Origin of the sequence: Streptomyces varsoviensis (genome assembly GCF_000718635.1) — a bacterium.
Classification (GTDB): domain Bacteria; phylum Actinomycetota; class Actinomycetes; order Streptomycetales; family Streptomycetaceae; genus Streptomyces; species Streptomyces varsoviensis.
On sequence record NZ_JOBF01000014.1, the window covers coordinates 180,432 to 197,863 of the forward strand.

Annotated in this window: 10 protein-coding genes; 4 read left to right on the plus strand and 6 right to left on the minus strand. The window is 75.2% G+C overall.

What is annotated here, in order from left to right; all coding sequences use genetic code 11:
* Nucleotides 1–1,486: 1,486 nt before the first annotated feature.
* Nucleotides 1,487–4,879 carry a S8 family peptidase gene (locus tag IF55_RS21370; RefSeq protein ID WP_030887915.1) on the minus strand — a complete coding sequence of 1,131 codons (3,393 nt, stop codon included), beginning with the start codon at nt 4,877–4,879 and terminating at the stop codon, nt 1,487–1,489.
* Nucleotides 4,880–5,177: 298 nt separating this feature from the next.
* Between IF55_RS21370 and IF55_RS21375 the strand changes: the two genes are divergently transcribed.
* The 4 genes from IF55_RS21375 to IF55_RS21390 all read left to right on the plus strand — a co-directional run bounded on the left by IF55_RS21375 (nt 5,178) and on the right by IF55_RS21390 (nt 10,462).
* On the plus strand, nt 5,178–6,173 hold the full coding sequence (locus tag IF55_RS21375) for a helix-turn-helix domain-containing protein (protein ID WP_030887913.1): 996 nt from the start codon (nt 5,178–5,180) through the stop codon (nt 6,171–6,173).
* Nucleotides 6,174–6,470: 297 nt separating this feature from the next.
* Complete coding sequence (locus IF55_RS21380) at nt 6,471–6,953, plus strand: DUF456 domain-containing protein (RefSeq protein ID WP_030887911.1); 483 nt, start codon at nt 6,471–6,473, stop codon at nt 6,951–6,953.
* A 184-nt stretch (nt 6,954–7,137) separates the two neighbouring features.
* Nucleotides 7,138–9,528: a glycosyl hydrolase family 95 catalytic domain-containing protein gene (locus IF55_RS21385; protein WP_030887910.1), complete on the plus strand. Its 2,391-nt coding sequence runs from the start codon at nt 7,138–7,140 to the stop codon at nt 9,526–9,528.
* A 148-nt stretch (nt 9,529–9,676) separates the two neighbouring features.
* On the plus strand, nt 9,677–10,462 hold the full coding sequence (locus IF55_RS21390) for a rhomboid-like protein (RefSeq protein ID WP_048832269.1): 786 nt from the start codon (nt 9,677–9,679) through the stop codon (nt 10,460–10,462).
* Here IF55_RS21390 and IF55_RS21395 read toward each other — a convergent pair.
* The 5 genes from IF55_RS21395 to IF55_RS21415 form a co-directional block, all read right to left on the minus strand.
* A complete protein-coding gene (locus IF55_RS21395) occupies nt 10,375–10,869 on the minus strand; it encodes a DoxX family protein (protein WP_030887902.1) in 495 nt (164 codons plus the stop codon). The two genes, IF55_RS21390 and IF55_RS21395, sit on opposite strands and share 88 nt — an antisense overlap.
* Before the next feature lie 148 nt (nt 10,870–11,017).
* Entirely contained in the window at nt 11,018–11,512 is a 495-nt protein-coding gene (locus IF55_RS21400) for a methylated-DNA--[protein]-cysteine S-methyltransferase (protein ID WP_030887899.1), read from the minus strand.
* Complete coding sequence (locus IF55_RS21405) at nt 11,512–13,053, minus strand: AlkA N-terminal domain-containing protein (protein ID WP_037966370.1); 1,542 nt, start codon at nt 13,051–13,053, stop codon at nt 11,512–11,514. The genes IF55_RS21400 and IF55_RS21405 overlap by 1 nt, the downstream gene beginning before the upstream one ends.
* Nucleotides 13,054–13,134: 81 nt before the next feature.
* Nucleotides 13,135–14,235 (minus strand): ribosome small subunit-dependent GTPase A, encoded by a 1,101-nt coding sequence (gene rsgA, locus IF55_RS21410; RefSeq protein WP_030887893.1) that lies wholly within the window; start codon nt 14,233–14,235, stop codon nt 13,135–13,137.
* 346 nt (nt 14,236–14,581) lie between these two features.
* Entirely contained in the window at nt 14,582–17,176 is a 2,595-nt protein-coding gene (locus IF55_RS21415; RefSeq protein WP_106980440.1) for an FtsX-like permease family protein, read from the minus strand.
* Nucleotides 17,177–17,432 lie beyond the last annotated feature (256 nt).

The following is a 17,432-nucleotide window of genomic DNA, read 5'->3' on the forward strand; positions in this document are numbered from 1 at the left end:
CCGAGGTTCGCGGCGCTTCCGGGGGGCCAGGGTGCAGGGGTGCCCCCGCAAAGTCCGGAGTTCGCGGCGACTCCGGGAGGCCGAAGCCCTCCGGGGGCCCCAGCGGGGCGGGCGGGGCCGCGGCCGCTCCGTCCGCGACGAAGCCCGGCGGGGCGGGGAGTGGGGGTGCCCCCGCGAGGTCCGGTGTTTGCCGTGTTTCCGCGGGGCCGAAGCCCTCCGGGGGACCCGGCGGTTCGGGCGGTGCCGCCGCTGCTTCGTGCCCTACGAAGCCCGGCGGGCCGGGGAGCGAGGATGGCCCCGCAAGGTCCGGGGACTCCGGCGGGTCCGGCGGGAGCGGCCCCGCGAGGCCCGGAGTTCGCGGCGTCTCCGGGGGGTCGAAGCCCTCCGGGGGGCTCGACGGGGCGGGCGAGGGCGCTGCCACTCCGTCCGCCACAAAGCCCGGCGGGTCGGGGGGCGGGGGTGACCCCGCAAGGTCCGGGGTCCCTGGCGGGGCGGGCGGGAGCGGCCCCGCGAGGTCTGGGGCTCGCAGTGTTTCCGGGGGGTCGAAGCCCTCCGGCGCCCCCGGCGGTTCGGGCGGTGCCGCCACTCCGTCCCCCGCCAAGTCCGGCGAGCCGAGGAGCGGGGGGAGCCCCGCGAAGTTCGGGGATCGCGAGGGTGTCCCCGGCGGGCCGAGTGGGGGCCCCGCGAGGTCCGGGGGGCGCGGGGTTTCTGGCGGGCCGGAAAGCGGGGGTGCTCCCGCAGGGCCCGGTGTTTGCGGCGTTTCCGGGGGGCCGAAGCCCTCCGGGGGACCCGACGGTTCGGGCGGTGCCGCCACTCCGTCCCCCACCAAGCCCGGCGGGCCGGGGAGCGAGGGTGGTCCCGCAAAGTCCGAGGCCCCCGGGGGTTCGGGCGGTGCCGCCGCTCCGTCCCCCACCATGCCCGGCGGGCTGAGGAGGTTCGAGGTGCCGTCCGGCGGGGCTGCGCCGCCGGGCGGGTCCTCTGGTGCCTCCGGCGCCTCGGGCGGGTCGGGTGGGCGCTTCGGGCCGGCGGGGCCGTAGCTGTCCTCGGGGCTGGAGGCGGAGGGCCCGGCGGGGGGCGGCTGCCCCGTCCGCTGCCAGGCGAACGTTGTTCCCTCCTCCGGAGGGGCGGGAGGCGGCGCGGTCGCGGGGGCGGGCGGCAGCGCGGTCGGTTCGCCAGGTGGCAGACCGGATGGCGGCGCGGTCACGGGGGCAGGCGGCAGCGCGGTCGGTTCGCCAGGTGGCAGACCGGATGGCGGCGCGGCCGGCGGGGCCGTAGGGCGGGCGGTTCTGGAGGAGTTGGTGTCGGGGTGGTTCTCGTCGTATAGCTGGTGCCACCAGTCGTCGGCGGTGCCGGCGGGCTGCTCCCCCTGCTGGTTCATGCCCTTATTGTCCACGGGGCGGGGCTCACCGGAACAGTGCCTCGGCGAGTCCGTGGTGAGGCGATGGGGCGGGCCCCGGCGGTGGGTGCCGGGGCTCGCGGGAGGGGTTCAGCGGACGTCGTAGGCGCGGGTGATCGTCTGGGTGACGGAGTTGCCCTTGGCGTCGGTGAGGGAGACCTTCAGGGTGACCGGTTTCCCGGCGGCGCCGGTGTGGTCGACGGCGGCGCTCCAAGTGCCGCCGGTGTGGGAGGTCTTGGCGGTGGTCCAGGTCGTGCCGTTGTCGTAGGAGTACGACAACGACGCCTTGGTGATCTTGCCGGGCCGGTATCCGGCGTGGCCGTCGGCCGAGAGGCGAATGTGCTGGCCGCGGGCGGCCGGGAGGGTGTTGAGGCCGTCGGCCGGCAGGTCGTAGGCGGGGAAGAGGAGCGGGAGGCCGCGGGAGTAGACGTCGGGCTCCAGGCGGGAGCGGAAGCTCCACGTGGTGGTGGTGTCGGTGGAGCGCAGCCAGTTGCGGTCGGAGCTGGGCAACTTGGTGGTCTTCAACTGGAGTTCGTACGCGGCGTCGCCGTCCGGTACGTCGAAGACGCCGTAGGGGTAGGGGCTCTCGCCGATGGTCTGTCCGTTCCGACGGAGCGTCATGTTGCCGATGTCGCCGAAGGACCCGCCGTACGACCAGTGGTCGCCGGAGCCGTCGTTCCAGAAGGCGGGCTGGACGCCCATCCGGCCGCCCTGCCGCTCGGCGGCGAGCACCGGCTTGCCCTGCGCGTCGCGCGGGGCGTCGGGCCGCAGCACGCCGCGGTACCACTCCTCGGAGCGCCGCTCGCCGGGCCGGTAGGTGCGGTCCTGGTCCTGGAGGACGGCGGCGAAGGGGAAGGTGGTCTGGGCCATGTGCTGCCAGGTGCCGTCGCCGGGCGTGTAGAACTCGGTGCGGGTGCCGGGCGCGTGGACCGTGTCGAAGCTGCCGATGCCGATGGCCGCGGCGGGGTTCCACGCGGGCCGCAGCGTGACGATGTCGGCGTAGTCGGCGGCCTGGCCGACCGCGTTCCAGCGGGCGGTGACGGCGGCGAGCTTCTTGTCGCGAGTGTGGTAGGCGCGGTCGGAGCCGATGGGTCCGCGCTCCGGGTAGGAGAGGTTGTAGACGTACGGGCCCTTGGCGTCGAAGCCGTACGCGCGCCAGTTGCTGCTGAACTCGTAGCCGCCGTCCTGGGCCCGGCCGGTCACGGAGGCGTACACGCCCTTGACGTCGCCGGGGGCGCTGAGCGAGCCGGACATCGCCCACGTGTCGTCCCACCAGCGCCCGTACGACAGGACGGTGCGCCGCACCTCGGCCTTCCGGTCGGTGCGCACGGTCAGCCGGTGGGCCTTGCGCGCGTCGAGGACGACGGTGGTGTCCTTGGTCAGGGAGAGTTGCGGGTGGGCCAGGTAACTCACGGACTCCGCGCCGTAGTTCGCGTCGTCGACGCCGCTCGTCACGAAGCTGCTGAGCAGGTAGTCGCCGGGCCGCACGTGGAAGATCTGTTCTTTGGCGCCGTCGTTGACGCGCTGCTCTCCCGTGCTGGCGTCGGTGCTGACGACGTCGAGCGAGGACGCGCCGCGGGCGGGCGCGCCGTCCCGGTCGATGAGCTTGACCCGGAGGGTGACGGTCTGCGGCTGGATGTAGAGGGTGAAGGGGACGGAGACCCGGACTCCCTTGCCCTTGGCGAGGATTCGGCCCGACACGTCGCCGTACTGGGCGTGGTTCAGCCGCGCGCCGGGGTCGAGCCGCAGCGGTACGCGTACCGTGCCGCCGGCCGGAACGGTGATCTGCCGCTGCCCGATCCGGGCCACGTCGGAGCGGACGGCGGAGCCGTCGTTGCCGCGCACGCCGCTCACGGACAGCTCCAACCGGATGGCGGAGCCCGTGGTGTTGGTGTAGGGGACGTCGACGCTCGTACGGTCCGAGGGGTCCTGCGGCCAACTGAAGTCGCCGCCCTGCACGGCGGGCGCGGCGAGCACCTTCTGCCGGTGGGCCGCGCCCGCGTCGAGCCGCCCGCCGCCGGTCTCGTCGGCGCCGCCGACCTTGCCGCCGGTCTGCGCGGAGCCGACCAGCGCGGCCTTGACCTGCTGCGCCGTCCAGCCGGGGTGGGCCTGCCGGACGATGGCGGCGGCCCCGGCGACGTGCGGGGTGGCCATGGAGGTGCCGGACATCGTCTGGTACGCGTACACGCCGCGCCCGCCGGCCGCGGCGGCGGAGATGCCGACGCCGGGGGCGGCGATCTCCGGCTTGAGGGTGTGCGTGGTGAGCACCGGGCCGCGGCTGGAGAACTGCGCGGTGGTGTCGTCGCGGTCGACGGCGCCCACGGTCAGCACGTCCGGTACGCAGCCGGGCGAGGTGACGGACGGCTTGGCCGGGCCGGTGTTGCCCGCGGCGACCACGAAGAGCGTCTTGTCGCCGTGCGCGAGCCGCTTGGCGGCCTCGCTCATCGGGTCGGTGCAGTCGCTGGGCTCCGGGGAGCCGAGGCTCATGGAGACGACGTCGGCCTTCTGGTCGACGGCCCACTGCATGCCCGCGATGATCCACGAGCTCTCGCCGGTGCCCGAGTCGTCGAGGACCTTGCCGATGAGCAGGTCCGCGCCGGGCGCCACGCCCTTCTTCTCGCCGCCGCCGGCCGCGCCCGTGCCGCCGACGGTGGAGGCGGTGTGCGTGCCGTGTCCTTGCAGGTCGTCGGTGGAGGGCGAGCCGGTGAAGTTCCGGGAGTCGGCGATACGGCCCTTGAGGTCCGGGTGGCCGGCGTCGACGCCGGTGTCCAGGACGGCGACCTTCGCGCCCTTGCCGTCGTACCCGGCCGCCCACGCCTGGTCGGCGTGGATCTGCTTCGTCGACCGGTCGAGGGTGGTGGCGACCTTGCGGTCCAGCCACAGCTTCTTCAGCCCGGAGCCCGCGAGCGTACGGCGGTCGGCCACGTCCCGCCACACCTCGCTCGCCTGCTTCTTGTCGGCCTTGAGCGCGACGCCGTCGACGGCCGGGAGCGGCAGTCCGCGCCGTGCCCCGCGCGGGGCGGCGGGCGCGGAGCGGGCCACGTCCACGGACGGTCCGTAGGTGGCGATGAGCGGCAGTTCGCCGGTGCGGGCGTCGTCGTAGCCCTGCCGGATCAGGCCGGTGACGTTGAACAGTTCCTCGTCGACCCGGTTCGCGGCGAGCGCCGCCGACGCGGACGCCGGGTAGACGTAGAGGTCCTTGCCCAACTGCCGGGTCCGTACGAGCGGCTGACGGCCCTTCGCGTCCGGCAGGGGCGTGGCGGTGCTGTGCCCCTGCCCGTCCGTGACGACCTGGACGCGGTCGCCGGTCACCAGGGTGACGGTTGCGGCGGTGCCGCCCTGTTTCGCCGCCGCTCTGCCGACGATGGGTCTCTTGCCCGCGGCGCCGTCGTGCGGCGCCCCGGCCGCCGACGGTGCGAACGCGGTGCCGGCCAGGACGGCGGCGCTCGCCGCCGCCAGGGCCGTACGCGATATCGGACGCATCTGTCTCCTCGTTCTCCCCAAGTGGCGTGCGGAGCGGCCGGCCGGTGGCGGCGGGCCGCCGGCGGCATGGCACGGACGGCGGGTCACCAGCGGCGCGGCGGCCCGCGGCAACGGCTCCCGCTGGTGCGGGAGTCGCCGCCCGGTGCCTTCCGGTGCTGTGGTGCCGTCACATTGGCAGAGCGGCGGGGGATGCGGGGATGATGGCCGCGGCGGAATTGTGCCGTGGCTCATTTCCGCCACGGGGCGAGGGAACCGGTGGTGGAGCCGGTGGGAACGGTCCTATGGGGAGGGCACAGGCATGCTGACCGCGCTCGGTCTGGACGAGGCGCAGGAGACGGCCTACCGGACGCTCGTGGCGCTCGGCGCGGCCGAGCTGACCGATCTCGCGCACCGGCTGACGCTGCCGGAGGAGGAGGCGGTACGGACGTTGCGCCGCCTGGAGCGCCAGGGGCTGGCCGCCCAGTCCTCCGCACGCCCCGGCCGCTGGGTCGCGGCGCCGCCCGCCGTCGCCCTGGGCGCGCTGCTGACCCAGCAGCGCCACGAACTGGACCAGGCGGAGCTGGCGGCGGCGCTGCTGGCCGAGGAGTACCGGGCCGAGGCCGCGGAGCCCGCCGTGCACGACCTGGTTGAGGTGGTGACGGGCGCGAGCGCCGTGGCCCACCGCTTCCTGCAACTGCAACTGGGCGCGGCCGACGAGGTGTGCGCCCTGGTCACCGGGGTCCCGCAGGCGGTGACGGGCATCGAGAACGACGCGGAGGAGCAGGCCGCGCAGCGCGGCGTCCGCTACCGGGCGGTGCTGGAGCGCGCGGTCCTCTCCGGCCCGAACGGGCTGGCCGAACTCTCCGCCGCCCTGGGCCGCGACGAGCAGGTGCGGGTCGTGGACCGCGTCCCCACGAAGCTCGTGATCGTCGACCGTACGCTCGCGATGGTGCCGCTGACCTCGCGGTCCGCCGAGCCCGCGGCCCTCGTCGTGCACGCCAGCGGACTGCTCGAATCGCTGATGGGGCTCTTCGAGGCGGTGTGGCGCGACGCGCTGCCGCTGCGGCTGGGCGCGGGCGGCGCGGTCCGCGAGGACCCGCCGGACGGGCCGGACGGCACGGACCTGGAGATCCTCTCGCTGCTGCTGGCGGGTCTCACGGACGCGAGCGTCGCCAAGCAGCTCGATCTCGGGCTGCGAACGGTGCAGCGGCGGGTGAAGGGGCTGATGGTCCTGGCGGGCGTGACCACCCGGCTCCAGTTGGGCTGGCACGCGTACGAACGCGGCTGGGTGGCCCGCGGCGGGCGCGGCGGGTGACGGGGGGGGACCCGGCCCGCCGCGCCCGCCGCAATGAGATGACGGGGCGTACGGCCCGCTCGCGGCGACGGGGCGCACGGCCCGCCCGGTGAACAGCGGCCCACGGCCCGCCCCGGACATAAACGGGCACGCGGACGCACTCGTGTCCCGGCCGGCGCACGCGGGCTGGCGGTGGCGGGGCGTCCGCTTCGGCCACGGGCGGGAGAAACGGGGCGTGTGGGACCCTCGCGGCCGTAAGTGGCGAATGTCGATATTCGCCCGGAAGCGGACGGCCACGGCTTCCGGCAACCTGGGCTTATGGAGACGCCGCAGCTACTCCTGGTCGGGCTGGTGATGCTGCTCGGCCTGCTCGGCGTGGTCACCCCCGGCGTCCCCGGGCCGCTGATCGTCTGGGCCGGCGTGCTGTGGTGGTCGATGACGGCGCGGACCGCGCTCGCCTGGGGCGTCCTGGCCGGTGCGACGGCGGTGCTGCTGCTGAACCAGGCGGTGCAGTGGCTGCTGCCCGCCCGTTCGCTGCGCGGCGCGGGCATCACCCGCCGTACGTTCCGGATCGCCGGGGCCGCCGGGGTGGTGGGGTTCTTCGTGGTGCCGCTGGCCGGGGCCGTACTGGGCTTCGTCGCGGCGATCTACGGCGTGGAGCGGCGCCGCCTCGGCGGCCACGGTCAGGCGTGGGCGTCCACGCGGGGCGTGATGCGGGCGATCGGGACGAGCGTGCTGGTCGAGCTGTTCGCGTGTCTGCTGGTGGTGGGCGCCTGGGTGGGCGCGACGGTCTGGGGCTGACCCGGGCCCGTATCTCCGCCGGCAACCCATCGCCCACTCCGTCCACTCCGCCCACTCCGCCCACTCATCGGATCTCTGTCGGAACTATTGACGTCTCCTTCCGCGCTTTCTACGTTCCTCCGGTGAATACCTCGGATGAATCAGCCGAGGCAGGGTGAGCTCGTCGCATGCGCCTGGAGGCGGAATGGATACCCCGAACGGAACGGCCGGCGGATCGTCCAGACGAGCCGTGCTCGGCGGAGCCCTCGCCGCGGGAGCCGCGGGAGCCGCGGGAGTCGCGGGCGCGGCGGGCGCCGTAGGGCTCGCGGCCGCACCCGCGCGAGCGCTCCCGAACGCCGCGGTCCCCGAAGACCACCGACGGCACGAGCACGACCCCTGGCACGAGGTTCTGGCCGACGCCGATCTCGTCTGGCGGCGGCTGCCGAAGACCTGGTACGAGGGCCCGTTCCTCGGCAACGCCCTGCTCGGCTCCGGCATCTACGCCGAACCCGGCCGCAACGCGATCCGGTTCAACGTCCAGCACAGCGAGGTGCAGGACCACCGCCCCGAGTTCGGCTCCCTCTTCGGCCTCGCCCGGCTGCCGATCGGCTGGTTCACCCTCGAACCGGTCGGCCGGATCACCGGCGTCGACTGGCGGCTCGGGCTGCGCGACGCCGAGCTGACCGGCACCCTCACCACCGAGGCGGGCACGCTCGCGCTCCGCGCCATGGTGCACAACTCCCGCTCCGTGCTGGCCGTGGAGATCGTGCCGAGCGCGGGCGAGCGCGGTTTCCGCTGGTTCTTCCACCCGGCCGAGGCGATCAGCCCGCGCGCCGCCTTCAAGCCGCTGCCCGCCGGGTACGCCGGCAATCCGCCCGCGACCGTCGCGGACCACGGCGGCGTACGGGCGGCGGTCCAGCCGCTGCTGGCGGGCGGCGAACATGTCGCGGCGTGGCGGGAGCGGACGCACGGGCCCGGCGGCCGGCGCACCCTGTACGCCGCCGTCGCCTGGTCCCACCCCCGGGCCACCGCCCGGGCGAGGGCGCTACGGACCGTACGGAGCGCGTCGGCCCTGCCGTACGACGCGCTCGCGCCCGCCCATCGCGCCTGGTGGCACCGGTACTACCGGAAGAGCTTCCTGTCGGTGCCCGACGCGCGGTTGCAGCGCTTCTACTGGGCGCAGCTCTACAAGGTCGCCTCCGCCGCCCGCCGGGACGCGCCCGTCATGGCGACGTCCGGCCCCTGGCTGGAGCCCACGCCCTGGCCCGCGACCTGGTGGAACCTCAATGTGCAGTTGGAGTACTGGCTGATCCACGGCTCCAACCACCTCGAACTCGACGCCGTGACGCGGGCGCTCGGCGAATACCGGCGCCGGCTGAGCGATGAGCTGGCGAGGCCGTACCGGGCGGATTCGGCGGGGATCGCCCGTACGACCGATATGACGCTCCTCAATGGGGCGTCCGTGGCGAACGGCGGCTACGCGGTCGGCGTCCCCGGGCAGAACCCGCCCACGCCGGAGGTCGGCAACCTCACGTGGGCGCTGCACAACGTCTGGCTGAGCTACCGCCACACCATGGACGAGTCGATCCTCCGCGACGTCCTCTTCCCGCTGCTGCGCAAGGCCGTCAACTACTACCTGCACTTCCTCGCCCCCGGCCGGGATGGCAAGCTGCATCTGCCCGCCACCTTCTCCCCCGAGTACGGCGTCGACGCGCCGGACTGCAACTACGACCTGATGCTGCTGCGCTGGGGCTGCTCGACCCTGCTGGACGCGGCGCGGACGCTCGGCGTACGGGACGCGCTCGCGCCGCGCTGGCGGGAGGTGCTCGCCAGGCTGGCCCCGTACCCGGCCGACGCCAATGGCTTCATGATCGGCGCGGGGGTGCCGTTCGCCAAGTCCCACCGCCACTACTCCCACCTGCTCGCGGTCTACCCGCTCTACGAGGTGACGTGGGAACAGCCCGAGCACCGCGCGCTCATCGAGACGTCCCTGAACCACTGGGTCGGCTTCGAGGGCGCCCTCCAGGGCTACACCTTCACCGGGGCCGCCTCCATGTCCGCGCAAATGCGGCGCGGCGACGACGCGTTGAAGTACCTGGACGAGCTGATGGCCCGTTTCATCCAGCCGAACACCATGTACAAGGAGTCCGGCCCGGTCATCGAGACCCCGCTGTCGGCCGCGCAGTCCCTGCACGACATGGTGTGCCAGAGCTGGGGCGGCGTGATCCGCGTCTTCCCCGCGCTGCCCGGCTCCTGGCGCGCGGCGGCGCTGCGGGACTTCCGTACGCAGGGCGCGTTCCTGCTGAGCGCGGTCCGCGAGGAGGGCCGGACCCGGTGGGTGCGGCTGCACAGCGAGGCGGGCGCGCCGTGCGTGGTCCGGCACGGCATCGAGGGGCCGGTGGAGGTCCGCGACGAGTACGGGCGGCGGCTGCACCACGAGCCGTACGGGCGCGGCGCCCCCGATGGAACTCTTCGCATCGCGCTGCGCAAGGGCGGAACGGCGCTGATCACCGCCCGCGGCGACCGCCCCGACCTCACCGTCGCCCCCGTCCCCGCGAACGCTCCGGCCCCGCGCTGGGGGCTGCCGGAGGACTGAGCGGACCCGGTGGCCGGGGGCGGACCCGGTGGCCGGGGGGCGGACCCGGTGGCCGGGGGCGGACCCGGTGGCCGGGGGCCGGAGAGGTCAGGGGCGCCTCCGGGACATCCCCGATGGCCGGGGCCCGCCCGCCGCCGATGATCGGCTGATGGACTCAGTTACGGGCGCCGACCAGGCCGTTCAGGAAGCCGTGGCGGCCGGCCCTCCCCCGGGCCCGGCGCGCGCCCACCGTACGGATCGCCTCCGGCGCGTCGGGGCGCGGCTCAGGGCGTGGGTGGTGACGGCCCCAGCCACCACCGGCCTCTTGGCCTTCCTGCTCCTGCACTCGGTGGCCCTCGTCCATCTGGGCCCCGGCGGGCAGGCCGAGGTGCTGCGCCGGCACAGCACCAACCTCTCCCAGCTCGCCGAGCACCCCGTCGGGGCCCTGGTCGACTCCGCCCTGTGGATCGAGATGGCGGATCTGCCGATGGTCGCCCTGCTGGCGCTGTGCGTCCTCGCGCCCGCGGAGCGCCGTTTCGGCACGTTCCGTACCGTCGTGGTGTTCTTCCTCGGTCATGTGCTGGCCACCCTGATCACCGCCGGGGTGCTGACCGCCCTGCTCCACACGCCGAGCGCGCACTTCCCGGACCGCGGCTTCGGCAGCGCCATCGACGTCGGCGTCAGCTACGGCGGTCTGTGCGTGGCCGGGGTGCTCACCTACGCGGTGCCGAGCCGGCCCGTACGCCTGCTGACCATGGCGGGGCTGCTGGCCGCGGTGTGGGTGTCCGGCGCGTTCTTCGAGGACTACACCGCCTTCGGACACAACACCGCCGTGGTCCTCGGCTTCCTGCTCCATCCAGTCGTCGCCTATAGCGGGCGGCGGGACGTGAGCAGCCGGTCGAGGGCCGGGGCGCCGGGGCCGGTGAAGATGAGGAGGAGGAAGGCGAAGGCGTAGACGGCGGAGAGTTCGCCGCCGTTCTGGAGCGGCCACAGGGCGGTGGCCTGGTGTGCGTCGAAGTAGGCGTAGGCCATCGAGCCGGAGCAGATCAGGGCCGCCGTGCGGGTGCCGAAGCCGAGCAGTACCAGGGAGCCGCCGACGAGCTGGATGACTGCCGCGTACCAGCTCGGCCAGGCGCCTGCGGCGACCGTGCCGCCCTGCGGGCCCGCGCCGCCGAGCACCCCGAAGAGCGCGGCGGCGCCGTGGCAGAGGAAGAGCAGGCCGATGACGGCGCGGAAGAGGGCGAGCGCGTACGGCCGGGCGGCGTCGAGGCGTTGGGGCAGTCGGGCGAGCGGCGCGTGCGGGCCGGCGGGCGGGGGCGCGGTGGGCGGCACTGGGGGGCGGGCCGCGGCGGTGGCGGGCATGGCGGGCTCCTCGGATCGGTCGGCGGTCGCCGCCCCGAGGCCGCTCGGAGCGGTCAGTCGCCTCCCACCTTTCCCGGGGCCGCGGGCGCGCGCGTCGTACGGCGGGCGGCTCGTGGCGTACTCCGCGGGCGGTACGCGGCCCGCGGTCTCAGGACTCCAGCTCCAGCAGCAGCCGCTTGCGCTCCAGGCCGCCCGCGTACCCCGTCATCGAGCCGTCCGCGCCGATCACCCGGTGGCAGGGGCGCAGGACGAGCAGCGGGTTGGCGCCGATCGCGCCGCCCACGGCGCGTACCGCCATTCGGGAGGCCCCGATGCGCTCGGCGATCTCCCCGTAGCTGGTGGTCCGCCCGTACGGGACGGCGTCCAGGGCGGCCCAGACCTTCTCGCGGAACTCGGTGCCGTGGGTGGTGTATTCGAGCCCGAAGTCGCGCAGCTCGCCGTCGAAGTACGCCATGAGGCGGCGTTCGGCCTCGGCGAACGCGGCGGGTTCGCGCCGGTCGCCGGGGCCCGGCCGTACGGCGTTCTTCTGGCCGGGCACGGACAGCGAGGCCAGGGCGGTGCCGCCGGGGGCGGTGGGCGAGGGCTCGCCGGTGAGCAGGAGCAGCCCGAGGGGGCTGTCGATCTCTGTGTACAACACGGTCATCAGCTCTTTTCTGTCGTTGCCGGCGGGGCGTTCCAGAGGTGGTGCAGGGCGTACGAGCGCCAGGGCCGCCACCCCTCGGCCGCCTCCGGCGTGGCGCCGATCGCGGCCAGGCCGTGCCGGACGCCCGCGTCGCCCGGCAGGAAGACATCGGGGTCGCCCAGCGCCCGCATCCGGATGTAGCGGGCGGTCCAGGGGCCGATGCCGGTGAGGGCGAGCAGCGCCTGTTCGGTGGCGTCGCGGTCGACGCCGGGGTCGAGGGCGACGCGGCCGTCGGCGAGCGCGCCGGAGACGGTGCGCAGGGCGCGCCGCCGCGCGTCGGGCATGCCCAGTTCGGCCAGGGGCGCGTCGGCGAGGGCGCCGGGTTCGGGGAAGACATGGGTGAGGGCGCCGTCGGGGGCGGCCAGGGGTTTGCCGTACGCCGCCACGAGTACGCCCGCGAGCCGGCGGCCCGCGGCGACGGTCACCTGCTGGCCGAGCACGGCCCGTACCGCCAGTTCGGCGCTGTCCGCCGCGCCCGGCGAGCGCAGTCCGGGGCGGGCCGCGACCAGCGGGGCGAGCCAGGGGTCGGCGCCGAGCCGTTCGGCGACGGCGTACGGGTCGGCGTCCAGGTCGAACAGGCGCCGCAGCCGGGCCACGGCGGTGGCGAGGTCCCGCAGGTCGGTGAGGTGCAGCCGGCACTCCAGCCAGCCGCCGTCCGCCGCCGCGGCGGGCCGGGTCCCGTTGCGGGCGCGGCGGCCCGCGCCGGGCTCGTCCACCTCCGCGATCGCGGTGCCGTACGGGAGGCGGAGGGTGCGCCGGTAGGTGCGGGCGCCGGCCGGGCCGAGGGTTTCCTCGATGCCCGCGATGGCCCGGCGCTCCAGGAAGTCGAAGATCTCGCGGGCGGCGTACGGGCCGCGGTACGCGAGCCGCAGGGGGACGCCGGCCGGGGCCGGGTGGTCGCGCTCGTCCTGTCCCCCGCTCCGCCCGCGCCGTCCTGGCCGGCCGCCGGGGCCCTGTCCGCGCAGGCCGGTCGGCGTGCTGGCGTAGATCTCGCGGATCGTGTCGTTGAACTGGCGGACGCTGGCGAAGCCCGCGGCGAAGGCCAGCTCGGTGACGGGCAGCGTGGTGGTTTGCAGGAGCACACGCGCGGTGTGGGCGCGTTGGGCGCGCGCCAGGGCCACGGGCCCCGCGCCCAGCTCCTCGGTGAGCTGCCGGTGCACCTGCCGGGAGCTGTAGCCCAGCCGCGCGGCGAGCCCGGCGACGCCCTCCCGGTCGACGACGCCGTCGCCGATCAGCCGCATGGCGCGGCCGACCAGGTCGGCGCGCACGTTCCACGCGGCCGACCCGGGGGCGGCGTCCGGCCGGCACCTGCGGCAGGCGCGGAAGCCGGCCCCCTGGGCCGCGGCGGCGGACGCGTAGAACCGGACGTTCGCCCGTTTCGGGGTGACGGCCGGGCAGCTCGGCCGGCAGTAGATGCCGGTGGTCGAAACGGCGAAGAAGAACTCTCCGTCGAAGCGCGCGTCCCGTCCGCGCACCGCCTCGTACCTGGTCTCTTCGTTCATCACGGGTACCAGTCTGCGGTACCCGCGCCCCGGCGACCGGCGGAAATCGGACATGACGCTCGGGGCGCGGGCGACGGGCGGTCACCCCCTCGACGGCCCGCGCTTGCGCTCCGCCATGTGCCGCCCGAGCTGCTGCTTCTGCTTCCAGTCGCGCCGCCGCTCGGCCCGCAGCCGGGCGTCCGTACGGGCGGCGAGCCGCTCGTTCTCGCGCAGCAGCTTGCGGTAGCTCGCCAGCCGGCGCTCCGGCAGCGCACCGGAGTCGACGGCGGCCAGCACGGCGCAGCCCGGCTCCGCGACGTGGCCGCAGTCGTGGAACCGGCACTCCTCGGCCAGCTCCTCGACCTCGGCGAAGACCTGCGCGACGCCGTTCCCGGCGTCCCACAGCCCGACGCCGCGCAGCCCGGGGGTGTCGATGAGCACGCCCCCGTGCGGCAGCGGCAGGAGGTTGCGCGTGGTGGTGGTGTGCCGGCCCTTTCCGTCGCGATCGCGAATGGTCTGTACGTGCTGTGCCGCCGCCCCGAACAGCGCGTTGGCGAGCGTGGACTTGCCCGCGCCGGACTGCCCGAGGAGTACGGCCGTGCCGCCGGTGAGCACCGCGCCGAGCACGTCGACGCCCAGCCCCGTCTCCGCGCTCACCGCGAGGACGAGCACGCCGGGGGCGGCGCCCTCGGTGTCGGCGACGAGGTGGTCGAGGACGGCGGGGTCGGTGACGAGGTCGGCCTTGGTGAGCACGACCAGCGGCGTGGCCCCGCTCTCCCAGGCGAGCGCGAGGAACCGTTCGATGCGCCCGAGGTCGAGTTCGCCGGTCAGCGGCACGGCGATGACCGCGTGGTCGACGTTGGCGGCCAGGATCTGGCCCTCGGACCGCTTGCTGGAGGTGGACCGTACGAACGCGGTGCGGCGCGGCAGCAGCGCCCGTACGTACCCCTGCTCGCGGTCGACGGCGGCCCAGTCGCCGGTGCACATGATGGCCACCGGGTCGCCGGTGGTGACGAGGGACGTGTCGCCTTGCACGGTGGCGACGGTGTCGCCGGCGGCCACGACGAGGTCGCAGCGGCCGCGGTCGACGCGCACGATCCGGCCGGGCACGAGCCCGTCGGCGGCGTACGGAGCGAAGCTCTCGGCGAACCCGTCGTCCCAGCCGTAGGCGGTGAGCGGGTGCGCGGAAATGATGTCTGACAAGGGAAGACCCTTCACAAGGCCGGCCCCGGCGCCGCGCGCCGAACGGCGCGCGGGAGGAAGAGAGAAGAGGTCGAGTCAGCCGGAGACCGTGGGGATGGGATCGATGAACTCGTGAGCTTGGGCAGCGCCCAGCGCGATGACAGCCGTCACGGTTCCCACCTCCACTTCCCTCTTCAACCTCTGATGGCAGCGGTCCGCCGCCGTCCCGAACACGGCAGATGCTAGACCGGTCGCGCGTACGGGCACCACGGGTTTTTCCGTCGGCGCCCGTACGCGTGCCGCCCACTCACTCCCTGCCGGATGCGATCACTCCGTGTCGGGAGCGCTCACTCCGTGCCGGATGCGATCACTCCGTGTCGGAAGCGATCGCCTCCAGCAGCGGGACGCGCACCGCGCGGCGGCCCGGCCACAGGGCGGCGAGCACGCCGATGGCGGCGGTGGCCACGAAGCACAGGGCGATCCGGTCCCAGGGCAGTGCGAGGGGGACGCCCTCCTGGCTGAGGACCGCCGCCGCGCCGAAGACGATGCCGGCGAGCAGTCCCAGGACGGCGCCGAGGAGGGCGATGGCGACCGATTCGAGGCGCAGGACGGAGGCGAGGCCGCGGCGGTCGAGGCCGAGGGCGCGCAACAGGCCGATCTCGCGGACGCGTTCGGAGACGGCCATGCCCATGGTGTTGACGACGCCCAGGGCGCCGATCAGCACGGTGACGCTGAGCATGCCGTACATGATGTTGAGGATCGGGCCCATCCGGTCGGCGGCGGCCCGCCGGGCGTCGGCGCGGTCCTGGATCAGGAGCGCGGGGTTGTCCAGCGTCCGCCGGATGGTGTCGCGGAGCGCGGCGGTGCGGCCGGGGGCGGCGTCGACGAGGACGGACTCGATGTGCGGGCGGCGCTCGGCGCCGGTGGTGTGCGGGAGGGCCGCGGCGGAGATGAGGGCGGGGGTGAAGTCGTCGGGCGCGTCGTAGATCGCGACGACGGGCAGCGTGGTCCGCTCGGTGGCGCCCGCGATGGCGGCGGGGACGCGGGAGCCGACGTGCCAGCCGTGCGCGTCGGCCGTCTGCCCGGTGACGGCGATGCCGTGGCCGAGGCTCTTCAGCGAGCCTTCGCGGACGCTGATCGGGGCCAGCCGGGCCACGGCGGCGGGGTTGACGGCGGTCGCCGAGAGGGAGTTGTGATCACCGTGATCACCGCCGCCGGGGAGCGCGAGTTCGGTGCGGATGACGGGGGTGACGGCCGCGGCGTCCGGGAGTCCGGCGACGCGGTCGGCGACGCGGGGGCCGATCTCGGCGAAGTCGACGGCGGTGATGCGCAGGTCCGAGGTCATGGCGCGGTCGGCCTCCCGCTCGTCCGCGCGGGCCACGGAGGAGACGGCCACGGTGACGGCGGTGACCATGGCGAGGCCGACCATGAGGGTGGTGGCGGTGGCCGCGGTGCGACGGGGGTTGCGGCGGGCGTTCTCCACGGCCAGCTTGCCCCGGACGCCCGCGTACCGCGTCATCGGGGAGCGCAGCAGGGCGGTGGCGGCCAGGGCCAGCCGCGGCGCCAGGATGATCAGGCCGACGAGGAGGACGGGTACGGCGACGAAGAGGAGGTTCTCGTCGCCGACGGCGGCCCAGGTCAGCAGCGCGCCGAGGGCGGTGACCGCCCAGCCGGCCAGGTCGCGGCGGCGCAGCGCGGCGGGGGCCGGCGGCTCGCCGGTGCGCAGCGCGGCCACGGGCGGCACGGCGGCGGCGCGGCGGGCCGGGAGGTACGCGGCCAGGGTCGTGACGCAGATGCCGACCGCGAACGCCGCGAGCAGCGGGGCGGGGGCCAGCGGCCGGAGCGGGGCGGCGGGGCCGTCGGCGACGCCGAACAGGGCGCCCAGCAGCTCGGCCACGCCGATGCCCAGCGCGTACCCCAGGACGGAGGCGGCCGTTCCGACGAGCGCGGCCTCGGTGAGGACCAGGCGCGTCACGTACGCCCGGGTGGCCCCGACGGCGCGCAGCAGGGCGTGTTCGCGGGCGCGGGCGGCGCTGAGCATGGTGAAGGTGTTGGCGACGAGGAAGGTGGAGACGAACAGCGCGATGCCGGCGAAGCCCAGCAGCAGCGTGGTGAGTTTGTCGTTGTCGGCGGTGGCCGTGGCAGCGTCGGCGTTCAGGTCCGCCGCGGTGACGGCGCGCAAGCCGGGCGGCAGTTGCGTCTGGGCCGCCTCGGCCAGCCGGGCGTCGCCGGTCCCGTGGGCGGCGGTGAGGGTGATGGCGGAGTACGTGCCGGGGGCCGTGAACTGCCGCTGCGCGGTGGCCGTGTCGAAGGCGGTGAGGGTGGCGCCGGCGGCGGTGCGGCTGTCCTTCGCGGTGAAGACGCCGACCAGCCGGACGCTGCGCGCGGCGCCGCCGACGACGACGCGCACCCTGTCGCCCACCCGCTGCCCGGCGCGTTCGGCGGCGCGCCGGTCGACGGCGATCTCCGACGCGGTGCGGGGGCCGCGGCCCGCCGTGAGGGGGTAGCGGGGGTCCTTGCCGCTCGCGTCGGGCGCGTAATTGACGCCCGTGGCCCGGTAGAGGTCGCCGACCAGGGTGTTGTGCGGGCCGACGAGGAAGGAGCGGCCCTCCGCGGTGCCGCGCGCGCCGGCCGCGCCGGGGAGCGCGCGGAGCTTGCGCAGCAGCGCGTCGTCGAGCCGGGGCGCGTGCCCGGGCCCCTCGGCTCGTATGGTCACGGACACGTCGGGCTGGGAGTCGGCCTGTGCGCGGGCCAGGGCCGTACGGACGGAGTCGCCGTAGAGCAGGGCGCCGGTGACGAACGCGACGCCGAGCAGCACGGCGAGGCCGGGCAGCGCGAAGCGGAGCCGGTGGGAGCGCAGGCCGCGGGCGGCGGCGCGGAGCAGGGACGGGGTGCGGGGGCGGCCCGCACCCGCCCGTGTCGCCTGCACGCGGGGTGGGCGGTCATCGGTCCTCTGACGCATGGGGTATCGCTCCTGCACGACTCTCTACGGCTCCGCACGCTCCGCACGGCGGCGAGCGGAAGGGAGCGGCCGCGCCGGGTGACTGTCCCTCCGGGCGCGTCCGCCGCTCGATCGTCCGCCGCGCCGAGGTCCCCGCGGATCGGCCGTACAGCCGACGCACCGGCTCCCCCATCGGCCGAAAGGCCGACGAGGGGCGCGTAAGAGGGTCCGGGCCGGGGGCTATTCGCCGGCCGGCGGGGCAGGGGCCGCGTGAGGT